The 20604-nt window shown below is 68.3% G+C and carries 18 protein-coding genes and 2 pseudogenes; 16 read left to right on the forward strand and 4 right to left on the reverse strand.

What is annotated here, in order from left to right; translation table 11 throughout:
- The first annotated feature begins 4 nt into the window (after nucleotides 1–4).
- The 7 genes and pseudogenes from ACHMXE_RS15810 (at nucleotide 5) to ACHMXE_RS15840 (ending at nucleotide 7283) form a co-directional block, all read left to right on the forward strand.
- Nucleotides 5–928 (forward strand): branched-chain amino acid ABC transporter permease, encoded by a 924-nt coding sequence (locus tag ACHMXE_RS15810; RefSeq protein WP_057590834.1) that lies wholly within the window; start codon nucleotides 5–7, stop codon nucleotides 926–928.
- Entirely contained in the window at nucleotides 925–2724 is a 1800-nt protein-coding gene (locus tag ACHMXE_RS15815) for an ATP-binding cassette domain-containing protein (RefSeq protein ID WP_395350131.1), read from the forward strand. The genes ACHMXE_RS15810 and ACHMXE_RS15815 overlap by 4 nt, the downstream gene beginning before the upstream one ends.
- A gap of 20 nt (nucleotides 2725–2744) precedes the next feature.
- Nucleotides 2745–3454 (forward strand): annotated as a pseudogene (locus ACHMXE_RS15820) (ABC transporter ATP-binding protein).
- A gap of 32 nt (nucleotides 3455–3486) precedes the next feature.
- A complete protein-coding gene (locus tag ACHMXE_RS15825; protein ID WP_395350132.1) occupies nucleotides 3487–4464 on the forward strand; it encodes an MBL fold metallo-hydrolase in 978 nt (325 codons plus the stop codon).
- Between the two features lies 1 nt (nucleotide 4465).
- Nucleotides 4466–5389 (forward strand): DMT family transporter, encoded by a 924-nt coding sequence (locus ACHMXE_RS15830; protein ID WP_395350133.1) that lies wholly within the window; start codon nucleotides 4466–4468, stop codon nucleotides 5387–5389.
- Nucleotides 5390–5477: 88 nt separating this feature from the next.
- A pseudogene (locus ACHMXE_RS15835) lies at nucleotides 5478–6582 on the forward strand (NADH:flavin oxidoreductase/NADH oxidase).
- 23 nt (nucleotides 6583–6605) lie between these two features.
- Nucleotides 6606–7283 (forward strand): EthD domain-containing protein, encoded by a 678-nt coding sequence (locus ACHMXE_RS15840; protein WP_395352692.1) that lies wholly within the window; start codon nucleotides 6606–6608, stop codon nucleotides 7281–7283.
- 108 nt (nucleotides 7284–7391) lie between these two features.
- Here ACHMXE_RS15840 and ACHMXE_RS15845 read toward each other — a convergent pair whose 3' ends face one another.
- Complete coding sequence (locus tag ACHMXE_RS15845; protein WP_395350134.1) at nucleotides 7392–8060, reverse strand: TetR/AcrR family transcriptional regulator; 669 nt, start codon at nucleotides 8058–8060, stop codon at nucleotides 7392–7394.
- A gap of 155 nt (nucleotides 8061–8215) precedes the next feature.
- Here ACHMXE_RS15845 and ACHMXE_RS15850 point away from each other — a divergent pair, with 155 nt between their 5' ends.
- The 7 genes from ACHMXE_RS15850 (at nucleotide 8216) to ACHMXE_RS15880 (ending at nucleotide 14876) form a co-directional block, all read left to right on the forward strand.
- Complete coding sequence (locus tag ACHMXE_RS15850) at nucleotides 8216–9091, forward strand: fumarylacetoacetate hydrolase family protein (protein ID WP_395350135.1); 876 nt, start codon at nucleotides 8216–8218, stop codon at nucleotides 9089–9091.
- A 19-nt stretch (nucleotides 9092–9110) separates the two neighbouring features.
- Nucleotides 9111–10199 (forward strand): gentisate 1,2-dioxygenase, encoded by a 1089-nt coding sequence (gene gtdA, locus ACHMXE_RS15855; protein WP_395350136.1) that lies wholly within the window; start codon nucleotides 9111–9113, stop codon nucleotides 10197–10199.
- Nucleotides 10196–11401, forward strand: coding sequence for an FAD-dependent oxidoreductase (locus ACHMXE_RS15860; RefSeq protein ID WP_395350138.1), 1206 nt, complete (start codon nucleotides 10196–10198; stop codon nucleotides 11399–11401). Before gtdA ends, ACHMXE_RS15860 begins: the two co-directional genes overlap by 4 nt.
- Before the next feature lie 93 nt (nucleotides 11402–11494).
- Complete coding sequence (locus tag ACHMXE_RS15865; RefSeq protein WP_395350140.1) at nucleotides 11495–12748, forward strand: porin; 1254 nt, start codon at nucleotides 11495–11497, stop codon at nucleotides 12746–12748.
- Between the two features lie 83 nt (nucleotides 12749–12831).
- Nucleotides 12832–13794: a Bug family tripartite tricarboxylate transporter substrate binding protein gene (locus ACHMXE_RS15870; protein WP_395350141.1), complete on the forward strand. Its 963-nt coding sequence runs from the start codon at nucleotides 12832–12834 to the stop codon at nucleotides 13792–13794.
- 206 nt (nucleotides 13795–14000) lie between these two features.
- A complete protein-coding gene (locus ACHMXE_RS15875) occupies nucleotides 14001–14708 on the forward strand; it encodes an alpha/beta fold hydrolase (protein ID WP_395350142.1) in 708 nt (235 codons plus the stop codon).
- Nucleotides 14709–14744: 36 nt separating this feature from the next.
- The gene (locus tag ACHMXE_RS15880) at nucleotides 14745–14876 is read left to right on the forward strand and encodes a hypothetical protein (RefSeq protein ID WP_395350144.1); all 132 of its coding nucleotides are present in this window, start codon (nucleotides 14745–14747) and stop codon (nucleotides 14874–14876) included.
- On the opposite strand, the gene ACHMXE_RS15885 is transcribed toward ACHMXE_RS15880, so the two are convergent.
- Both ACHMXE_RS15885 and ACHMXE_RS15890 read right to left on the reverse strand, forming a co-directional pair.
- Nucleotides 14839–16011 (reverse strand): CaiB/BaiF CoA transferase family protein, encoded by a 1173-nt coding sequence (locus ACHMXE_RS15885; RefSeq protein WP_395350146.1) that lies wholly within the window; start codon nucleotides 16009–16011, stop codon nucleotides 14839–14841. The two genes, ACHMXE_RS15880 and ACHMXE_RS15885, sit on opposite strands and share 38 nt — an antisense overlap.
- A 12-nt stretch (nucleotides 16012–16023) precedes the next feature.
- The gene (locus tag ACHMXE_RS15890) at nucleotides 16024–17028 is read right to left on the reverse strand and encodes a YhdH/YhfP family quinone oxidoreductase (protein ID WP_395350147.1); all 1005 of its coding nucleotides are present in this window, start codon (nucleotides 17026–17028) and stop codon (nucleotides 16024–16026) included.
- A gap of 121 nt (nucleotides 17029–17149) precedes the next feature.
- Here ACHMXE_RS15890 and ACHMXE_RS15895 point away from each other — a divergent pair, with 121 nt between their 5' ends.
- The gene (locus tag ACHMXE_RS15895) at nucleotides 17150–18382 is read left to right on the forward strand and encodes an acyl-CoA dehydrogenase family protein (RefSeq protein WP_395350148.1); all 1233 of its coding nucleotides are present in this window, start codon (nucleotides 17150–17152) and stop codon (nucleotides 18380–18382) included.
- 4 nt (nucleotides 18383–18386) lie between these two features.
- Here ACHMXE_RS15895 and ACHMXE_RS15900 read toward each other — a convergent pair whose 3' ends face one another.
- The gene (locus ACHMXE_RS15900) at nucleotides 18387–19613 is read right to left on the reverse strand and encodes a CaiB/BaiF CoA transferase family protein (RefSeq protein ID WP_395350150.1); all 1227 of its coding nucleotides are present in this window, start codon (nucleotides 19611–19613) and stop codon (nucleotides 18387–18389) included.
- Between the two features lie 165 nt (nucleotides 19614–19778).
- Between ACHMXE_RS15900 and ACHMXE_RS15905 the strand changes: the two genes are divergently transcribed.
- Complete coding sequence (locus tag ACHMXE_RS15905; RefSeq protein ID WP_203202896.1) at nucleotides 19779–20588, forward strand: IclR family transcriptional regulator; 810 nt, start codon at nucleotides 19779–19781, stop codon at nucleotides 20586–20588.
- The last annotated feature ends 16 nt before the right edge of the window (nucleotides 20589–20604 follow it).

The raw sequence follows: 20604 nt of genomic DNA on the forward strand, positions 1-20604 counted from the left end.
ACACATGGTTGAAGCGCTCCTGCAGGCGCTCATCAGCGGGCTCGCCGTCGGCGGTGCCTATGCGCTGGTGGCACTGGGATTCAGCATCACGTTCACGACCACCAAGACGCTGAACTTCTCGCACGGCGAGTTCGTCTCGGCCGGCGCCTTCATCGGCATGAGCGCCCTGTTCCTGGTCCTGGGCAAGCCGCTGGCCTCCACCACCTTCGGCGACGCCGTGCCCGGCGCCGGCGCGCAGCTGTTCGCGCTGCTGGCGGCGCTCGGCGTGATGGGCCTCTTGGGCTGGCTGCTCTACGTGCTCGGCGTGCGTCCGTTCGCGGGCCGCCCCGGCATGGCCTGGGTGATGAGCACGCTGGGCTTCGGCGTGATCCTGCAGAGCGTGGGGCTCGCGATCTGGGGCCCGAAGCCGGTGGTGGTGCCCGCGCCCGTGGGCGACACCGTGATCCGCATGTTCGGCGTCGGCGTGCGGCCGCAGGAACTGCTGACCCTGGGCGTGGCCGTGGTCGTGATGTTCGGCTTCGACCGCGTGATGAACCGCACCATGGTCGGCAAGGCCATGCGCGCGGTGGCGCAGAACGGCAACGTGGCCAGCCTCATGGGCATCAACACCAACGCCATGATGATCGGCGCCTTCGTCGTCAGCTCGGCGCTGGCGGGCCTGTCGGGCTTCCTGCTCGCGCCGATCGCGCAGGCCTCGCTGTTCATGGGGCTCACGGTCGGCCTCAAGGGCTTCTCGGGCGCGATGATCGGCGGCCTCAGCAATCCGCGCGGCTGCGTCATCGGCGGCTTCCTGCTCGGCGTGCTCGAGTCGATGGTCAATCTCTGGCAGGCGCAGTGGCGCGAGGTGGCGGTGTTCGCGCTCGTGATCCTGGTGCTTGCCTTCCGGCCCACGGGCCTGTTCGGCAGCCGCGCGGTGGAGAAGGTATGAAGCGCCTCGTCCATCCCCTGTCCGTGGTCGCGGTCGCCGCGGCGCTGATCGGCATCGTCTCGCTGTTCGGCAACGACTACTACCTGCGCATCGCCTTCATGATGTGTGTCTACTACCTGTGCGCGGCCGGCATGAACGTGCTGGTCGGCTATGCGGGGCAGAAGTCGCTGGGCCAGGCCGGCCTGTTCGCGGCCGGCGCCTACGGCGTCGCGCTCTTGACCTCGCGCACCGACATGGACCCCTGGCTCGCGCTGCTGCTCGCGGCCGTGATCTCGGGCCTGTGCGGCGTGCTGATCGCGCTGCCCTCGCTGCGCGTGAAGGGCCCCTACCTCGCGATGGTCACGCTGGCCTTCGGCATCGTGGTCGAGAAGCTGGTCGGCGAATGGACCGAGGTGTTCGGCGGCGCGCAGGGCATCTACGGCATCCGCCCGCTGACCTGGAAGGGCGCGCCGCTCGACACCACGCAGTGGGTGGTGCTGGGCATCGTGCTGAGCGCCGCGCTGCACCTGCTCTTGCGCAACCTGCTGCAGGGCCGCTTCGGCCGCGCGCTGCTGTCGCTGCAGGCCGACGAGATCGCGTCGTCGTCGGTGGGCGTGCGCGTCTACCGCGCCAAGGTCATGGCCTTCGTGGTCGCGGCCGTCACCTGCGGCATCGCGGGCGCGCTGGTGGCGCAGCAGAACCAGTACATCAACTCCGACTTCATCACCTTCCACCTGTCGATCTTCATTCTGCTGCTGGTGCTGTTCGGCGGCGCGGGCTCGATGTACGGACCGATCGTGGGCGCGGTGCTGCTCACGCTGACCGACGCGCTGCTCGCGCGCTGGCCCTCGGCGCAGCATTTCCTCTACGGCTTCCTGCTGCTGTTCGCGCTCTACGTGATGCCCGGCGGCGTGGTGGGGCTGGTCGACAAGTGGGTCAGCCGCTCGCGCCACCGCGGCGAGGGCGCCGGCGGCCAGGGCGTGCCGGGGCAGATCGGCCCGGGCGGCGAGGGCGAGCTGCTGGTGGTGCAGGGCGTGACCAAGTCCTATGGCGGCGTGAAGCCCGCGCAGGACGTGTCGTTCAGCCTGCAGCGCGGCCATATCCATGCGTTGATCGGACCCAACGGCGCGGGCAAGAGCACCATGATCAACATGCTCACGGGCGTGATCCAGCCCGACGCCGGCGCGATCCGCTTCCTCGGCGAGAACATCGTGGGCCGGCCCGCGCACACCATCTGCTGCCTCGGCATGGGCCGCACCTTCCAGAACCTGCGGCTGTTCGCCGAGCTCTCGGTGCTCGACAACGTGATGCTGGGCCGGCACAGCCGCATGAGCAACGGCTTCCTGTCCTCGCTCGTGGCCTGGCCCACGGCCGGCAAGCAGGAACGCGAGACGCGCGAGCGCGCGCTGCAGCTGCTCGACCTGGTCGGCCTCGGCCACCTCGCGCACTGGCCCGCGGGCAGCCTGCCCTACGGCCTGCAGCGGCGCGTGGAGCTGGCGCGCGCGCTGGCCACCGAGCCGCAGCTGCTGCTGCTCGACGAACCCGCCGCCGGCCTCAACCCGCAGGAAACCGCCGAGCTCGGCGAGCTGCTTCTGCGCATCGGCAAGTGCGGCGTCTCGATCCTGATGGTCGAGCACCACATGGACCTGGTGATGTCGATCTCGGACCACGTCATCGTGCTCGACTACGGCATCAAGATCGCCGAGGGCCGGCCGGCCGAGGTGCAGGCCAATCCGCGCGTGGTCGAGGCCTACCTGGGCGTCGACGACGACGAGGCCGATCGCGCGCCGCACGGCCTGCAGCCGCAGCCCGCCTGAGCGAAAGGACCCCCACCATCATGTTGAAGATCGAATCGGTGAAGGTCTCGTACGGCGCCATCGAGGCCGTCAAGGGCGTGAGCCTCGAAGTGCGCGCGGGCGAGGTCGTCACCATCATCGGCGCCAACGGCGCCGGCAAGAGCACCCTGCTCAAGAGCATCGTCGGCCTGGAGCCCGTGGCCCAGGGCCGCGTGCTGATCGACGGCAAGGACTGCACGCAGGTGCCGCCGCACCAGCGCGTGGGTTTGGGCGTGGCGCTGTCGCCCGAGGGCCGCGGCGTGTTCCCGACCAGACCGTGCGCGAGAACCTGATGCTCGGCGCCTACTCGCGCCGCGCCGACAAGGCCTTCGTCGACAACGCCATCGAGCGCGAGTTCGCGCGCTTCCCGCGCCTGAAGGAACGCCAGCACCAGCCCGCGGGCACCCTGTCGGGCGGCGAGCAGCAGATGCTGGCCATTGCACGCGCGCTCATGAGCGATCCGCGGCTGCTGCTGCTCGACGAACCCTCGCTGGGCCTCGCGCCGCTGATCATCAAGGACATCTTCGATGCCATCCGCCAGCTGCGCAGCTCGGGCCTCACCATCCTGCTGGTGGAGCAGATGGCCAAGCAGGCGCTCGGCGTGGCCGACCGCGCCTACGTGCTCGAGACCGGCTGCATCACGCTCGAGGGCTCCGGCCGCGAGCTGCTCGACAACCCCAAGGTGAAGTCGGCCTACCTCGGCACGCACTGACCCCAACGCCCAACCCTTCGCAAGGAAACCCAATGACCGCACCCGTTACCAAGAAATTCGCCAGCCAGGCCGACCTCGAGGAGAAGAAGGTCTCGTTCACGCGCCTGTCGGAGAACGCCTATGCCTACACGGCCGAGGGCGACCCGAACACCGGCATCTTCATCGGCGACGAGGCCGTGATGGTGGTCGACACCCAGGCCACGCCCGCGATGGCGCAGGACGTGATCCGCCGCATCCGCGAGGTCACGCCGCTGCCGATCAAGTACGTGCTGCTGTCGCATTACCACGCGGTGCGCGTGCTCGGCGCCTCGGCCTATTTCAAGGAAGGCGCCGAGCAGATCATCGCCAGCCGCGACACCTACGACCTGATCGTCGAGCGCGGCGAGCAGGACAAGGCCAGCGAGATCGGCCGCTTCCCGCGCCTGTTCCGCAACGTCGAGTCGGTGCCGCCGGGCCTGACCTGGCCCACCATGACCTTCGACGGCACCATGAGCGTGTGGCTCGGCAAGAAGCTCGAGGTGAAGATCGCGCAGGTCGGCCGTGGCCACACCAAGGGCGACACCATCGCCTACCTCGCGGACCAGAAGATCTGCTTCGCGGGCGACCTGGTCGAATACCAGAGCACCGCCTACGCGGGCGACTGCTACTTCCGCGACTGGCCCACCACGCTCGACCGCCTGGCCGGCTTCGGCTTCGAGAAGCTGGTGCCGGGCCGCGGCGCCGCGCTCGAGAACGCCACCGATGTGCGCAAGGCCATCGCCTCCACGCGCGCCTTCATCTCCGACGTCTACACGCTGGTCAACAACGGCGTGGCGCAGGGCAAGACGCTCAACGTGATCTACAAGGAGACCGTGGCCGCGCTGCGCCCGACCTACGGCCACTGGGTGATCTTCGACCACTGCATGCCCTTCGACGTGACGCGCGCCTACGACGAGGCCACGGGCCACGTGCATCCGCGCATCTGGACCGCGGAGCGCGACATCGAGATGTGGAACGCGCTGGAAAGCTGAGGTGAACCGCAGCGCGGCCGCGCCGGTCGCCACGCCGGCCTCGGTGCAGGGCTGGATGCTGCTGGCCATGGTGCTGTGGGGCGTCAACGTCTCGGCCGTGAAGGCGCTCACCGCCTCCTTCGAGGCACTGCCGCTGGCGGCGCTGCGCATGGCGGTGGCCTGCGTCGCGCTCAGCGCCGTCGTGCTGTGGCGGCGCGGCGGGCTGCCGCTGCTCGGGGCGCGCCAGCTGGCCGCGATGGCCGGCTGCGCCTTCCTCATGGTGTACGCCAACCAGATCCTGTTCGCGCACGGGTTGCAGCGCTCCACCGCCACCAACGGCGCGCTGATCATGGCGCTGAGCCCGCTGGTGTCGGCGCTGATGGCCGCGCTGGTGTTCCGCGAGCCGCTCACGCCGCGCCGCCTGCTCGGCGTGGCGCTGGGCTTCGCGGGCGTGGCGGCCGTGGTACTGAGCCATCCGGGCGCCACGCTCTCGCATGCCGGCCTCGGCGACCTGATGCTCGCGCTGTCGGTCATCAGCTTCGCGGTCGGCGGCGTCGGCGTGCAGCGGCTCGCGCGGCAGCTCGATCCGCTGTCGATGAGCTGGGTCATCTACCTGATCGGCACCGCAATGCTGATCGTGCATGCCGCGCTCGGGCCCTCGCCGCTGGGCGCGGCCCAGCTCTTTCCGGGCGCGTGGCCCTGGGTGCTGGTGCTGTTCTCGGGCGTGGCCGCGACCGCGGCCGGCAACCTGATCTGGAACCGGTCGATCTCCGTCATCGGCATCGCGCGCACCGCCGTGTTCCTCTACTGGGTGCCGGTGTTCGGCGTCGGCTTCGCGGCGCTGCTGCTGGGCGAGACGCTGACCGTCTGGCACCTGTTCGGCTTCGCCGCCGTGATGGGCGGCACCTGGCTCGGCACGCGGCCGGCCAACAAGCCTTCTTCCTGATTCATCCATGTCCGATCCGCTTCCCCTGCTGTTCCAGCCGCTGCGCCTGCGCGGGCTCGAACTCCCCAACCGCGTCGTGATCTCGCCCATGTGCCAGCACGCGGCCGAGCGCGGCCATGCCACGCCCTGGCATCTGGTGCACCTGGGCAAGTTCGCGCTCGGCGGCGCCGCGCTGATCCTCACCGAGAGCACGGCGGTCGATCCGCGCGGGCGCATCGGCACCGCCGACCTCGGCCTGTGGAAGGACAGCCAGGTCGCGCCGCTGAAGGCCGTGGTCGACTTCGTGCATGCGCAGGGCGGCGCCATCGGCGTGCAGCTCGCGCACGCGGGCCGCAAGTCGGGCAGCGAGCCGCTGTGGGAAGGCGGCGCGGCGCTGAGCGCGCAGACCATGGCGGCCGATGAGGAGCCCTGGGAGCGCCTGGGCCCGAGCGCGCTCGCGGCCGGCCCGGGCTGGTCGGCGCCGCGCGCGCTCGGCCTCGACGAGATCGAGGCCGTGGTGCAGCGCTTCGTCGATGCCGCGCGGCGCGCCGACGAGGCGGGCTTCGACGTGGTCGAGCTGCACTTCGGCCATGGCTACCTGGTCGCGAGCTTCCTCTCGCCCAATGCCAACCGGCGCGACGATGCCTATGGCGGCAGCCGCGAGAAGCGCATGGCGCTCGCGCTCGAGATCGCGCGCCGCGTGCGCGCCGCCTGGCCCGAGCACAAGCCGCTGTTCTGCCGGCTGTCGGCGGTCGACGGCACGCTCGACGGCTGGAACCTCGACGACTCGGTGGTGCTGTCGCGCGCGCTCAGTGACTGCGGCGTCGACGTCATCGACTGCTCGTCGGGCGGCCTCACCGAGGAAACGCGCGCCTTGCCCGTGCCGCGCGGCCTGGGCTTTCCAGGTGCCGTTCTCGGCGCGCATCCGGCGCGAGGCCGGCGTGGTCACGCAGGCCGTGGGAATGATCGTCGACGCGCGCCAGGCCGAGGCCGTGCTCGCCGCCGGCGATGCCGACCTGGTCGCACTGGGCCGCGAGGCGCTGTTCGATCCCTACTGGGCCCACCACGCCGCCGCCGAACTCGGCGTCGACCCCGCCTACCGGCGCTGGCCCGTGCGCCACGGCGTGTGGCTCGCCAAGCGCGCGCCGGGCCTCGCACGCGCGCGGGCCGAGGCGGCCGCCGCATCCAACGACAAGGAGACATCCCCACCATGACCGACGCCACCCTTCCGCTGCGCATGGGCCTGATCCGCAAGAAGCCCGACTGGACCGACGAGGCCTTCCGCCACCACTGGCGCCACAGCCACGGCCCGCTGGTCGCGCAACTGCCCGCCTTGCGCGGCTATCGCCAGAACCTCGTGACCGACCGGCTGCAGCGCGGCATCGACTTCGCGCGCGGCCCGTGGGACTTCGACGGCTTCTCGCAACTGGGTTTCGATGCCGCGGCGCAGGCGAACGCCGCCTTCACCGACGGCGAGCTCGCCGCGCGCATCCGCGAGGACGAGCGGCATTTCCTCGGCGGCCTGCACATCGTGAGCGTCGCGCAGAGCACCGTCATCGCGCCGCCGGCCGAACCGAACCGCCTGCTCAAGCGCATCTCGACACTGCGCCGCCGCACCGACATCTCCGAGGACGACTTCCGCCGCGAGTGGAAGGTGCATGCCGACCACGTGCGCCAGATGCCCGGCGTGGGCGGCTACCGCCAGAACGTCGTGACCGCGCGCGAGTTCGACAAGGGCACGCCCTGCGGCTACGAGACCCTGCCGATCGACGGCATCGTCGAACTGTGGTTCGAGAGCACCGACACGCTGGACGCCGCCTTCGGCTCGGCGCAGGGGCAGCGCACGATGGCGCATGCGAAGAGCTTCCTCGCGGAGATCACGGCGTTCGTGGTGGAGGAGTGGCGGGTGGTGTGAGGGCTTTGCGGCGAAGGGCATGACTCAAGGCACCAGTTTTCCCGGCGCGGGAGGCTGGACTCTGGGGCAGCGATGACGAGCCCTCGAGACTGATCGCGCGGGGGCATGTCAGTTCTGGATGCCGCGCATGGCCAATGCCAGCATTTCACGCAACATCTTCATGCCTTCGTCCGCGCGTGGGACCGCGTGCGCCATCCAGCGGCGAATCTCCGTGAGGTAGATCGTCATGAACAGCGACGCGATCAACTCGGGCGCGTCGCGCGATGCGATCTCTCCGCATTGCTGCTTGGCCTGGACAAGACCGGCGAGGATTGCGACGCTTTTCGGACGGCGTGCGTAGAAGCGCGCGGTCTCCAGGCCAGCCTCTGCGGAGCTGTCCAGAAAGTCGAAGGTTTCGCGGATCGCGGGGCGTGTCAAACGCGGCTCCCGGGCCCAGTATTCGTACCGGGATCCGAAGAACTGCTCGAGCTGGTCCAGCAACGCAGCCTGGGGGTCGATCATTGCGACGGCCATTTCGTTGGCTGCGTCCAAGTCATCGTTGATGATCATCAGAAGCAGGTCGCGCTTGTCCTTCGCATAGACAAAGACCGTCCCGGTTGCCACGTCCGCGAGCGCTGCGATTTCGCGCGTGGTGGCGGCTTCATAACCCTTCTCCATGAACACTTGACGCGCCGCGAGCTTGATCCGCTGGCGCTTCTCGAGCTTTCGCCGATCTCGCAGCCCCAATGGTGCTTCGCCAGGGAGAGGGTGATGAGGTCGGGATTCGGAGTTCTTCATGAAAAATATTGAGCGCGCTCAAAAAACCGTTGACAAGCGCTGCGCCGGATTTAATAGCCGGATTTAATATTGAGCACGCTCAAATTTGAGCGGTGTTCGATTTATACCCCGGCCGAACTCGAGCGAGGCGGCACGGTACAGCGAAGGGAGACAGCGTGAAGTTATGTCGTTTCGACGAAGGGCGTCTCGGATTGATCGAAGGCGATCGAGTCCGTGACATCAGTGTTGTCCTGGATCAGCTCCCCACATTGCGCTGGCCGATCCCGGCAGGCGATATGTTGATCCGCGAACTGCCCAACCTCCAAGACGAGATGGCCCGTGCCAGGGACGGGGCACCCAGCTACCCACTCGACGACGTCCAGTTGCTGAGCCCGATCGCGAACCCGTCCAAGATCATCGCCGCGCCGCTCAACTATCACGCCCATGTGAGCGAATCGGCCGCGGATGCCGCCATCCACAACGGCGTGCATCTGCCTGGTTACGACGGCTTTTCCTCGCCAGTCGACAAGTTCGGGGTGTTTCTCAAATCCACGACATCGGTGGTCGGGGCCGGCGAAGGGGTGCGTATTGCCTTCCCCGGCCGTCGTAACGACCATGAGGTCGAACTGGCCGTGGTCATCGGCAAGCAGTGCAAGAACGTCGTGGCGAACGACGCAGCCCATGTGATTGCCGGCTATTGCATCGGCCTGGACATGACCGTGCGCGGCACTGAAGACCGCAGCTATCGCAAATCCGCCGACACCTACACGGTGCTCGGTCCCTGCCTTGTCACTCGCGACGAGATCCACGATCCAAACGCATTGGACATGTCTCTTCTCGTCAACGGCGCGCCCAGGCAGCAGGCCAACACACGCGATCTCATTACCGGCATCGACGAGTTGGTGGCGATCGCTTCGCGCCTCTACACGCTGTATCCGGGTGACGTCATCCTGACTGGAACGCCGGAAGGCGTGGCGTCGATCGAACCTGGTGACCTCATGACCGCGACCATCGAGCAGATCGGTTCGATGCACGTGCGCATCCTCGGCTAGACGTTTCCCGGAGACACGCATGAACGCGAACACCACTGCCGTGGGAGAGTCGTTGCTCGCCCAGCGTCAAAGCTTCTACGCCAAGATCGCCCAGCAAAACTACGCACCCTTGTGGGAGCAATTGCACAGTCTTGTGACTGCGACGCCGCGGTCGGCATGCCAGCCTGGGCATTGGCCCTACGCTGTCGCGCGGGAGTACCTGGCCGAAGCAGGGAAGTTGATCACCGCCAAGGAGGCCGAGCGGCGCGTCCTCGTCCTGGAGAACCCGGGGCTGCGCGGGAAAGCTGCAATCACCACGGCCCTCTACGCGGGATTGCAGATGGTCCTTCCGGGCGAGACCGCACCGGCGCATCGACACAGCCAATCCGCACTGCGCCTGGTCTTGGAAGGCGATGGCGCCTATACGAACGTCGACGGCGAGCGCGTGCACATGCACCGCGGGGACTTCGTCATCACGCCGTCGTGGGCGTGGCATGACCACGGCAATCACACGGACCGGCCGATGGTGTGGCTCGATGGCCTCGACCTGCCTCTGGTCGGCATGCTCGATGCGAGCTTCTGCGCCGCATCGGCCGAGGAGGTGCAAGCCTGCATCCGGCCCGAAGGCGACGCACTGAATCGCTATGGGAATGCCATGGCGCCGGTGGATTGGACGCCCCCTGCGAACAGGGCTTCGCCGCTCTTCACTTATCCCTACGAACGTACCCTCGGCTCGTTGCGCACGCTGGCAGCGACAGACAGGATCGACGGCTGCCACGGCTACAGGTTGCGCTACGTCAACCCGCTGACGGGTGGCTATCCGATGCCGAGCATCGGCGCGTTCGCTCAATGGTTGCCCCAGGGCTTTCGCGGCGGCAGGTGCAGGTGCTCAGCCGGCTCCGTTTTCGCTCTGCTCGAAGGCCAGGTGACCGCGCATATCGATGAGCGCACTTTCCAGGTTGCACCGAACGACGTCTTCGTCGTACCAAGCTGGGCTTCTCTGAGCCTGGAGAGCCACCACGACAGCGTGTTGTTCAGTTTTTCCGATCGACCCGTACAGGAAGCGCTGGGCCTGTGGCGCGAGCAGCGTGGCGATACGTCCGGAAGGATCCCTCTAGGGCAGACATGAAATCAGATCCAGTTGTTATTTCCGGTGGCGGCCCCGTAGGGCTGGTGGCAGCGCTGGCATTGGCGCGCAGCGGCATCGAGGTCGTCGTGCTCGAGGCGGCGGATTCGATTCCTCGCGATCTGCGTGCTGGTACGTTTCATCCCCCCACGGTGGAGATGCTCGCGAACCTGGGCGTTGGCGACAAGCTGCTGGCGAGCGGGATTCAGGTCCCCGAGTGGCAGATCCGAGATCGGCGCGCGGGGGTCATCGCCTCCTTCGATCTCGGCCTCATCGCCGACGAGACGCCTTATCCGTATCGTCTGCATTGCGAGCAGCACAAGTTGTCTCATCTCCTCCATGAGGCATTGCAGCAGTCGTCCCATGCGACGATTCGCCTCGGCGAGCGCTGCACCGGCTTTTCGCAAGACAAGGATGGCGTCTCCGTCAACATCGAGCGAACCGATGGAAGCGTCGATGTCCTGCGGGGCAGCTATCTGATCGGAGCAGACGGCGCCCGCAGCACAGTGCGCAAGTCCCTCGGCGTAGAGTTCGAAGGCTTCACCTGGCCCGAGCGCTTCCTGGTGTTCGCAACGCGCCACGACCTGCGTGAGGATGGCTTCAGTGGCAACGCATACATCGCGGATCCCGATGAGTGGTGCGCGATCTTCGTGCAGCCGCACGACGGCCCGCCGGGAATCTGGCGCATTGCATTTCCGGTTCCTGGGGACATGGCGGAGAGCGATGTGCTTTCCGACAGCTTCGTGCAAAGCCGCATCCAGGGATTCCTGTCGCCGGATCGCGAGTACGACATTCCCTACAGAAGCATCTATCGCGTCCATCAGCGCGTGGCATCCACCTTCAGGGTTGGACGGATCGTGCTGGCCGGAGATGCCGCGCATGTCAACAATCCGCTCGGCGGCATGGGCCTGAACAGCGGCATTCACGACGCCGTGAACCTGGCTGAGAAGCTGGGCGCGGTCATCGACGGAGCGGCACCCGATCTGCTGGACCGCTACGTGCGCCAGCGCCGTCAAACCAACATCGAGTACGTGCAGGCCATCACGATCCGCAACAAGAGACTTCTGGAGGAGCGCGATCCGAAAGTACGCGCCAACAGATTCGACGAGTTGCGGCAGATCGCGGCCGATCCATCGATGGCCCGTGAACACCTGTTGAGCTCTTCCATGATCAACAGCGTGCGGCGCGCTGCCCACATCGTCTGAAAGCCGAAATCCACCGCCGAAAAATGGGTCGAGTCGCTGCGGCCGAAGAAAGTGATGAGAACGACAGCGTCGAATTCGAAAGGGAGACAAACAATGAAAAAGGCTTTGATCGCCTCGGTACTTCTGTGTGTTGCCGGTACGTCGGCGGCGCAATCCTCCATCACGCTGTTCGGCGTGCTCGACGCGTCCGTCAGTCGATATACCGTCAGTCGAGGAATCCATCTCGATACAGTTGGTGCAGGAAGAAGCCAGACCGTACTGGCCAATGGAGCGAACGCTGCGAGCCGCCTGGGCTTTCGTGGTACCGAAGACCTCGGTGGTGGCTACGCCGTCAGTTTCTGGCTGGAAAGTCCCTTGTCCAACGATGACGGTGGGCATGTCCGCGCGTTGAACTTCAGCCGGCGTTCCACAGTGAGCCTGTCGGGTGGCTTCGGTGAACTCCGCCTGGGGCGGGATGCGGTCCCGACCGATTGGAACGACCTCGTGTTTTCGGCGCTGGGCGTTCAAGGGGTTGGGGCGAGCCTGATCCTGCAGGCTGCGGGTCGCAATCTGACAGGGCGTGCGCTCTTGCCCGGCGACAGTAACGCCATTCGGGCGAGCAACAGCGTCAGCTACTTCCTGCCGCCGCGCCTGGGTGGTTTCCACGGGCATTTGATGTATGCCTTCCCCGAGAATGCGAAGAGCGACACGATGCTGGCCGACGGGCGGACCGTTGCACTGGGTGGCAACAAGGGACGCTACGCGGGCGGCCGTCTCGGCTACGCCAGCGGGCCGCTCGATATCGCGGTGGCCTATGGCGTCAGCACGCTGGGTGATCTGGCCGGCACCGTGGCACCTCCGTATGGCGCCAATCAGTTCCTGGTGGCCTATGACGCGCGTGTCAGGACGATCAATCTTGGCGCGTCCTATGACCTGGGCGCGGTGAAGCTCATGGGCGAACTGTCGCAAGTCAGGACCCGATTCGAACAACCTGGAATCCATGGCATGTCGACCGGACTGCCCGTTCGCACCCCTTTCTCGGATACCAGCACGAACCATGGGTGGACGCTTGGTGCGACTGCGCCCCTCGGTGCGGGTGAGATCAAGTTTGCCTACTCGCACTTGAGGATCGGCCGCCGGAGTACGAACGGCATCCACACTTTCGAACCGACCTCGGCCAAGTACGCCGTCGGCTACGTGCACCACCTGTCGAAGCGTACGGCGCTCTACGCAACGGTCGCTCGGGTTTCCAACAAGAACGGTGCGTCCTTCACGGTAGGCGGTCTCGGCAATTCGGTGGCGCCTGTCGCCGAGACCCCGAACACGCGCGCCACTGGTTACGACCTCGGCATTCGTCACGCGTTCTGACCCTGCGCGCAACCTTTTCGGCGTCGAGCGCGGAGCCGAGAACCATCCGTCCCGAGGATCCGGACAACGATATGGAGACAACAATGCCCTTCTCGATAAAAACTCTGGTTGCCTTGTTCCTGGCACTCGGTGCCGCGACTGCTCAGGCGTGGCCGGAACAGCCCATCACGCTTGTGGTTCCCTACACCCCGGGCACCGGTGTCGACCAGGTCGCGCGGCAAATTGCGGCGCGACTTCCCGCGAGCCTTGGGCAACCGGTCATCGTCGACAACGTAGCCGGTGCCAGCGGCAACATCGGGACCGAGAAAGTGGTGCGCGCCAGATCTGACGGCCATACCTTGCTGGTGCAGGGAAACACGTTGGTGATGAACAAGAGCCTCTACAAGTCGCTCGTTTTCGATCCGCTGACCGATCTGATCCCGGTAGCGCGGACATCGTGGGGAAGCTTGCTTCTCGTGACCAATCCGCATGTGCAGACAACGACTTCCGTGGCGCAGGTCGTTGCGGCCGCCAAAGCCAACCCAGGCACGCTGACCTACGCAACGCCTGGCATCGGCACTCCGCACCATCTGTCGATGGCCTTGTTTCTGCAAAGCACAGGCACCGCGATGCTGCATGTGCCTTACAAGGGGACGGCGGGAGCGGTGACGGACCTGCTCGGCGGGCGAATCGACTACATGTTCTTGCCCGTGCACGTGGCGCTCCAGCACATCCGCGCGGGCAAGCTGCGTGCGCTGGCCACCGGCAGCAGCCATCGTCTGTCGCAATTGCCTGACGTGCCCACGCTTGCAGAGGCCGGCGTGACCGCCGACAACCTCGACATCTGGTACGGCGTGCTCGCCCCCAAGGGCACGCCGGCCGATGTGGTGGCGCGGCTCAACAAGGAGATCGCCGCGGTGCTGAAGTCGCCCGAGATCGCCAGGTCCTTCGAGTCGCAGGGCATGGTGCCCGCGATCTCCACGCCGGCGGAGTTCGGCACGCTGATCCAGAAGGATGCGCAGCGCTGGGCGGCGGTGGTGAAGAAGGGAAACATCACGGCCGATTGAGCTCGGCCGGTGGCGCCCATCCTGACGAGATCGGCCCGAAAGTTTTTTGCCTGCGGAGAGAGCTTCAACAGGAAGGTGCTTACAGATGAACGAAAAGAAAGCGAACCGCAGGCAGATTCTGATGGCCGGCTCGGTGGCGGCGATGATCGGCTCCGTTTCCGCCCGCGCGACTGCCACGGCCAAGTCGGCCGAACGGGTCACCTACTGTGCTGGTGCACGGCGCGTGGCACGGCGGCTGGTGCTATGCCCGCGTTGCCGAACGGCTGCGCGAGCATGGCCATCGGGTCCATGCCACGACGCTGACGGGACTCGGGGAACGCTCCCATCTCCTGTCGCCGGCCATTCGCCTGCAGACCCACATCGACGATGTCGTCAACCTCGTGAAGTGGAAGGATCTCGACCGGATTGTCCTGGTCGGCCATTCCTATGGAGGCATGGTCGTGACGGGCGCGGCGCAGTCTCTCGGGCCGCGCATCCGGGCCATGGTCTATCTCGACGCTTATGTCCCGGCCGCCGGTCAATCCTTGAGCGATCTGGCGGGCCCCGCATTGCGCACGAGGCTTGCTGATGCCGCGCAGGCGAACCAGGGCCTGTACGTTGATCCTATTTCCGCAAAGGCTTTCATGGTCAACGAAGCCGACCAGGCCTGGGTCGATGCCAAGTGCACCCCTCATCCCTATGCGACCTTCATCGATCCGCTTCCGGGCGCCGGGATGCACGAAGACATCAAGACGAAGATCTATGTGCGTGCCAATGGCTACGCGCACCCTGTGTTCGATGCGATGGCCGCTCGTCTGAGGGATCGCCCCGATTGGAAGGTCCTGCAACTGCCGTGCGGGCATGACGTGATGATCGATCAACCCGTTCAGACCGCCGACATCCTGCTGCGGGCGGCGCAAGAGAGCGGGCAGTAGCTGCGTTTCGCGCGCTCCAGGCGGCCAGAGCCCCGGTTGTGGTTCGAGAGCACCGACACGCTGGACGCCGCCTTTGGCTCGGCGCAGGGGCAGCGCACGATGGCGCATGCGAAGAGCTTCCTGGCGGAGATCACGGCGTTCGTGGTGGAGGAGCACCGGGTGGTGTGAGGCCCGTGCGGCCGAGGGCCGACAGGCGCGGATCCCCGGGGTCGAAACCCCAGTCGCGCAAGGCCTCGTCGCCACCGCCGCGCGCGTCGGCCGGTGCGCGGCCCGCGACGCTCGCGGTGCGCGAGAAGCGCGGCGCCGGCGCGGGCTGGTCCACGCCGCCGACCGGCACGAAGCTCTCGCGCGCCACGTGGTGCGCATGGCCCGGCACTTCGCCGAGCGACAGCACGGGCGTCACGCAGGCCTCGGTGCCGTCGAAGACCGCGCACCACGCATCGCGCGTGCGCGTGGCGAAGAGGGCGGCGAACCGGCGCCGCGTTTCGGGCCAGGCCGCGCGCTCGTGCTGCGGCGGCAGCGCGTCGGGCGCCAGGCCCAGCCCCGCGAGCAGCGCCGCGTAGAACGCAGGCTCGATGGCGCCGACCGCCAGGTGCCGGTGGTCGCTCGTCTCGTACACGCCGTAGAACGGGGCGCCGCCGTCGAGCAGGTTGGCCTCGCGGCGGTCCAGCCATTCGCCCGTGGCCACGCGGCCCAGGATCGGCGCCATCAGCAGCAGCGAGCCGTCGACCATCGCCGCGTCGACGACCTGTCCGTGGCCGCTGGTGCGCGCCTCCAGCACGGCGGCCATGACACCGAGCGCCAGCAGCATCGCGCCGCCGCCGAAGTCGCCGACGAGGTTGAGCGGCGGCACCGGCCTGTCGGCCGTGCCGGTGGCGTGCAGCGCACCCGTGAGGCCGATGTAGTTGATGTCGTGGCCCACGGCCCGCGCGAGCGGCCCGTGCTGCCCCCAGCCCGTCATGCGCCCGTAGACCAGCGCGGGCGATGCCGCCAGGCAGGCCTCGGGCCCGAGGCCCAGCCGCTCCATCACGCCGGGGCGGTGGCCTTCGAGCAGCACGTGCGCGTTGCGCGCCAGCGCGAGCACGGCATCGCGCGCGGCCGGGTCCTTGAGGTCGGCCGTCACGCCGCGCCGGCCGCGCAGCACCGTCTCGTGCCGCGCATCGCGCGCGATGCCCATGCCTGCCGGCACGGGCCGCGCGATGCGCAGCACGTCGGCGCCCATGTCCGCGAGCATCATCGCGGCCCAGGGCACCGGGCCGATGGCGTCGAATTCCAGCACGCGAAGACCGTGCAGGGGTCCCATGGCCGGGCTCCCTCAGCGCTCGAAATCGACCAGCACGCGGCCCGAGGTCGCGCCCTCGAGCTGCCGCGCGCTGTGTTCCATCAGCGCTCCGAGCGGTATGTGTTGCACGTGCGGCAGCACACTCGCCATGTCGGGCTTCCATTCGGTCGCGAGCTTCGTCCACAGTCGCTTGCGCTGCGCGAGCGGCGCGTTCGCCACGATGCCGAACAACTGCGCGCGTCGCATGATGAAAGGCAGCACGCTGCCCTCGTAGGTGTTGCCCGCCGCATTGCCCACCGACGCCACGGCGCCGCCGTCGGCCATCGAGCGCAGCAGCCACGACAGCATCGGCCCGCCGACGTTGTCGATGGCGGCGGAGAAGCGCGGCTTCTCGAGCGGGCGTTGCGCCGCGTCGAGCACGGCGGCATCGATCACCTCGTGCGCGCCGATGGCGCGCAGCCGCTCTTCCTGCGCCATGCGGCGCGTGATGGCCGCCACGCGATAGCCGGCGCGCGCGAGGATGGCCGTGCCCAGCAGGCCGACCGCGCCACCCGCGCCGCTCATCGCCACGCTGCCTGTGTCGGGGGCGATGCCGAGTTCGACGAAGCGCTCGAGCGCCATCGCGGCCGTGAAGCCGGGCACGCCGATGACGGCCGCCTCGTGCGGCGTGAGTCCCGGCGGCACGGCCTGCACATGCGCGGCGGGCACGCGCACGCAGGCGGAGAAGCCGCCGTCGAACGCGATGCCGGTCTGGAAGCCGTGCACGAGCACGTCCTGGCCGGGCTCGAAGGAAGGCACCGATGAGGCGAGCACCTCGCCGACCAGCTCGATGCCCGCCACGCGCGGATACGACGCGATGATCTTCGCGCGGCCGTGCAGCGAGAGGCAGTCCTTGTAGTTCACGCCCGCATAGCGGGTGCGCACCACGACCTCGCCGGCCGACAGGTCGTCGAGCCGCAGGGTCTCCAGCCGGCTCTGGACCTGGCCTTCGGCGCTCTGGTGCGTGCGAAGGGCTTCGAATGTCTGGGGAATGGGCATGGGGCCATCTGACCAGCGGCGGACCGCATCGGCAAGCGGGTGTTTCGCCTGTCGAAACACGGCTCGACCGCGCGCGCCGCGCGGCGCCACCATGCAGGCCCCCCCGACTGGAGACCCCCCGATGACCACAGGCACCCGCGCCCCCCGACTGTTCGGCGATCACTTTCTCGAACGCCTGCGGCCCGACGAGCAGGCCACCGTTCAACGCGTGCGCGACCTGTGCCGCGACACGCTCGGGCCGCGGGCCGACGCCGTCTCGCGCGAGGACCTGTTCGCCTGGGACACCTTCCGCACGCTCGCGCGCGAAGGCGTGATCGCCACGGCGTTCCCGCGCGAGTACGGCGGCACCGATGCGCGCCAGGCGCTGCGCATCCGCCTCATCGAGGAGCTGGGTCGCGTGTGCAGCACGTCGGCGTCGATGATCACGGGCACCGACCTGTCGAGCCGCGCCATCGTCGCGGGCGCGAGCGAGGCGCTGCGCCGCGAGATCGTGCCGCGGCTGTGCACCGGCGAGCTGCAGGCGGCCTTCGCGCTGACCGAGCCCGGCGCGGGCTCCGACGTGCGCGGCCTCTCGACGACGATCCGCCGCGACGGCGAGCGCTACCTCGTCACGGGCCGCAAGAAGTTCATCACGCGCGCGAGCACGGCCGACTGGTTCGCGGTGGTGGGGCGCGCCGAGGACGATCCCTCGGTGTTCATCGCGGTGCTGATGCCGCGCGAGGCCCGGGGCTTTCGCATCGGCGCGGAGGTCGACAAGCTCGGCTGGTTCGGCGTGCCGATCTCCTCGCTCGAGTTCGACGCGGTCGAGGTGCCCGCCTCGCACCGCCTCGGCGCGGAGGGCGATGGCTTCTCGCTCGCGCAGGACGCGCTGCTGCGCGCGCGCATCGGGCACGCCGCGATGGCGCTGGGCCGCGCCATCGGCGCGGTCGAGATCGCGAGCCGCTATGCGAGCGACCGCACCGTGTTCGGCAGGCGCGAGGGCGAGCATCAGGGCGTGCAGTGGATGCTGGCCGACATGGTCACGCAGATCGAGGCCAGCCGCGCGCTGCTCGCGCTCACGGCCGACAAGTACGACGGGGGCGCGAGCGACGTGTCGATCTTCGCGTCCATGGCCAAGCTGCAGGCCACCGACCTGTGCATGAAGGTCGTGACCGATGCGCTGCAGCTCACGGGCGGGCGCGGCTACCTGCGCGACTTCCCGCTCGAGCGCTTCTTCCGCGATGCCAAGCTCAACCAGATCGGGGAGGGCGCGAGCGAGGTGCACAAGACCGTCATCGGCCGCGATGTGATGCGCCGCGCGCCGCTGGCCGAGCGCAACCCGTGCCTGCGCGACGGGCCGCTCACCGACTACTGAAGGCTCAGATCACCTTCTCCGCGCGCAGCGCATCGAGCGTTGCGGCGTCGAGGCCGAACTCGCCGTAGACCTCGGCGTTGTGCTCGCCGGTGTCGGGCCCCGTGCGCGGGATCGGCAGTTCGCGGCCCGGCACGCGCGGCACCACGCACGGCGCGGGCAAGCTGCCGTAGTCGGGGTCGGGCAGCCGGATGATCGCCTCGCGCGCGCGGTAGTGCGGGTCCTGCTCGATGTCGGCGATGGTGAAGATCTTGCTGAAGGGAATGCCGGCGTCCTCGAGCCGGCGCTCGATGGTGTCGTAGTCGTGCGCGGCGAACCACGCGCCGAGCCCTTCGTCTAGCGCCACCAGGTTCACGACGCGCGCGGGGTTGCTGGCGAAGCGCGGGTCGCCCGCCCACTCGGGCCTGTCGACGGCCGCGCACAGCCGCTGGAAGATCGGATCCGACGACGCGACCACCGAGAAGTAGAGGCCGTCGCGGCTGCGGTACATGTTCGAGGGCGCGGTGTAGCTCGCGCAGTTGCCCGCGGGCATGCGCACCGTGCCGAGCTGCTCGTGCTCCACGGGCAGCGGGTCGAGCAGGCGGAACAGCGCCTCGGTGGCGGCCAGGTCCACTTCGCAGCCCAGCGCCTGCGGGTCGCCGCGCAGGCGCGCCATTTCCGAGGCGATGGAGAAGGCGCAGAACAGCCCCGCCACCGCATCGCCGACCGGGAAGTTGCTGTGCAGCGGCGAGCCGCCCGCTTCGCCCGTGAGGTTGGTGAAGCCGCTCATGGCCTCGAAGATGCGCGCGAAGCCCGGCCGCGACTTGTAGGGCCCGGTCTGGCCGAAGCCCGTGAGCCGCACCACCACGAGCCGCGGATTGGCGCGATGCAGCGTGGCCAGGTCCAGGCCCCAGCGGTCGAGCGTGCCGGTGCGGAAGTTCTCCACCAGCACGTCGAAGCGCGTCACGAGCTTGAGCAGCAGCGCGCGGCCGGCGCTCTGGCGCACATCGAGCGTGATGCCGCGCTTGCCGCGGTTGGCGATCTTCCACCACAGCGCCTTGCCGTCCTTCACGGGCTGCAGGCCGCGCAGTGCGTCGCCGCCGCCGGGCAGCTCGAGCTTCACCACCTCGGCACCCTGGTCGGCGCACAGCGTGGCGCCCAGCGGCGCGGCCAGCACGGTGGCCATGTCGAGGATGCGCACGCCCGAAAGGGCGCCGCGCGCGGGTTGTCGTGGGGTGTCGTCGGGGGAATGCAAGCGTGGCTCCAAGCCGGGGCGAAGGGCTCCGGGTACGAGCCGGTTTTGCCAGACGCCGCGCGGGCCAACAATCGCTGTTTCGCACAGCGAAACACCTGCCGCGTTTCATTGACGCCCCATTTCGAACGGCCAATCATGCCCACACCACCGCGCTCCTCCTCCCGCATGACAAGCATCGCGCTCCCGGGTCTCGTCGATCCGCACGACCTCACCGCCGACCGCCAGTTCTCGATGAACCTGGCGCGCGGCATGGAAGTGCTGCGCGTGTTCACCAGCGCCGACCCGGTGCTCGGCAACCGCGAGATCTCGGACCGCAGCGGCCTGCCCAAGCCCACGGTCTCGCGCATCACCTACACGCTCACCTTGCTCGGCTACCTGAGCCGCGACGGCGCCACGCAGAAGTACAGGCTCGGGCCCGGCGTGCTGTCGCTGGGCTACCCGCTGCTGGCCAGCATGCAGGTGCGCCAGGTCGCGCGGCCCATCATGGAAAGGCTGGCGCGCGAGACGGGCTGCTCGGTCAACCTGGGCATGCGCGACCGCTCCGACGTGGTCTACGTCGACACCATCCGCACCGACAACACCAACACCCACATGCCCGACATCGGCAGCACGCGCCCGCTGCTGGCCGCGGCGATCGGCCGCGCGCTGATGCTGGCCTGCACGGCACCGGAGCGCTCGGCCATCCTCAACCGGCTGCGGCTGCAGGACGCGGCGCTGTTCCAGCAATTGCGGCCCGCGTGGGAAGCCGACCAGAAGCTCTTTGCCGCGCGCGGCTTCTGCCACTCTCGCGGCGACTGGAAGAAGGACATCCATGCCGTCGCCGTGCCCGTGCGCGTGCCGCCGCGCGAAACGCCGCTGGCGATGAACTGCACGCTCGCCACCTACCGCTCGCCCGGCGAGCGCATGGAGCGCAAGGTCGCGCCGCTGCTGCTCGATGCCGTGCGCCAGCTCGAAACCGCGCAGGGCCTGCGCTGAACCGGAAAACCAGAAG

Origin of the sequence: Variovorax sp. UC122_21, from assembly GCF_044056785.1 — a bacterium.
Lineage (GTDB): Bacteria > Pseudomonadota > Gammaproteobacteria > Burkholderiales > Burkholderiaceae_C > Variovorax.

Coding starts and splice junctions, on each gene's coding strand:
- ACHMXE_RS15865 (WP_395350140.1), top strand. CDS start 11,495: ATGAAAAAGGCTTTGATCGCCTCGGTACTTCTGTGTGTTGCCGGTACG.
- ACHMXE_RS15885 (WP_395350146.1), bottom strand. CDS start 16,011: ATGGGACCCCTGCACGGTCTTCGCGTGCTGGAATTCGACGCCATCGGC.
- ACHMXE_RS15810 (WP_057590834.1), top strand. CDS start 5: ATGGTTGAAGCGCTCCTGCAGGCGCTCATCAGCGGGCTCGCCGTCGGC.
- ACHMXE_RS15845 (WP_395350134.1), bottom strand. CDS start 8,060: ATGAAGAACTCCGAATCCCGACCTCATCACCCTCTCCCTGGCGAAGCA.
- ACHMXE_RS15895 (WP_395350148.1), top strand. CDS start 17,150: ATGACCACAGGCACCCGCGCCCCCCGACTGTTCGGCGATCACTTTCTC.
- ACHMXE_RS15905 (WP_203202896.1), top strand. CDS start 19,779: ATGACAAGCATCGCGCTCCCGGGTCTCGTCGATCCGCACGACCTCACC.
- gtdA (WP_395350136.1), top strand. CDS start 9,111: ATGAACGCGAACACCACTGCCGTGGGAGAGTCGTTGCTCGCCCAGCGT.
- ACHMXE_RS15840 (WP_395352692.1), top strand. CDS start 6,606: ATGGGCCTGATCCGCAAGAAGCCCGACTGGACCGACGAGGCCTTCCGC.
- ACHMXE_RS15890 (WP_395350147.1), bottom strand. CDS start 17,028: ATGCCCATTCCCCAGACATTCGAAGCCCTTCGCACGCACCAGAGCGCC.
- ACHMXE_RS15825 (WP_395350132.1), top strand. CDS start 3,487: ATGACCGCACCCGTTACCAAGAAATTCGCCAGCCAGGCCGACCTCGAG.
- ACHMXE_RS15870 (WP_395350141.1), top strand. CDS start 12,832: ATGCCCTTCTCGATAAAAACTCTGGTTGCCTTGTTCCTGGCACTCGGT.
- ACHMXE_RS15815 (WP_395350131.1), top strand. CDS start 925: ATGAAGCGCCTCGTCCATCCCCTGTCCGTGGTCGCGGTCGCCGCGGCG.
- ACHMXE_RS15860 (WP_395350138.1), top strand. CDS start 10,196: ATGAAATCAGATCCAGTTGTTATTTCCGGTGGCGGCCCCGTAGGGCTG.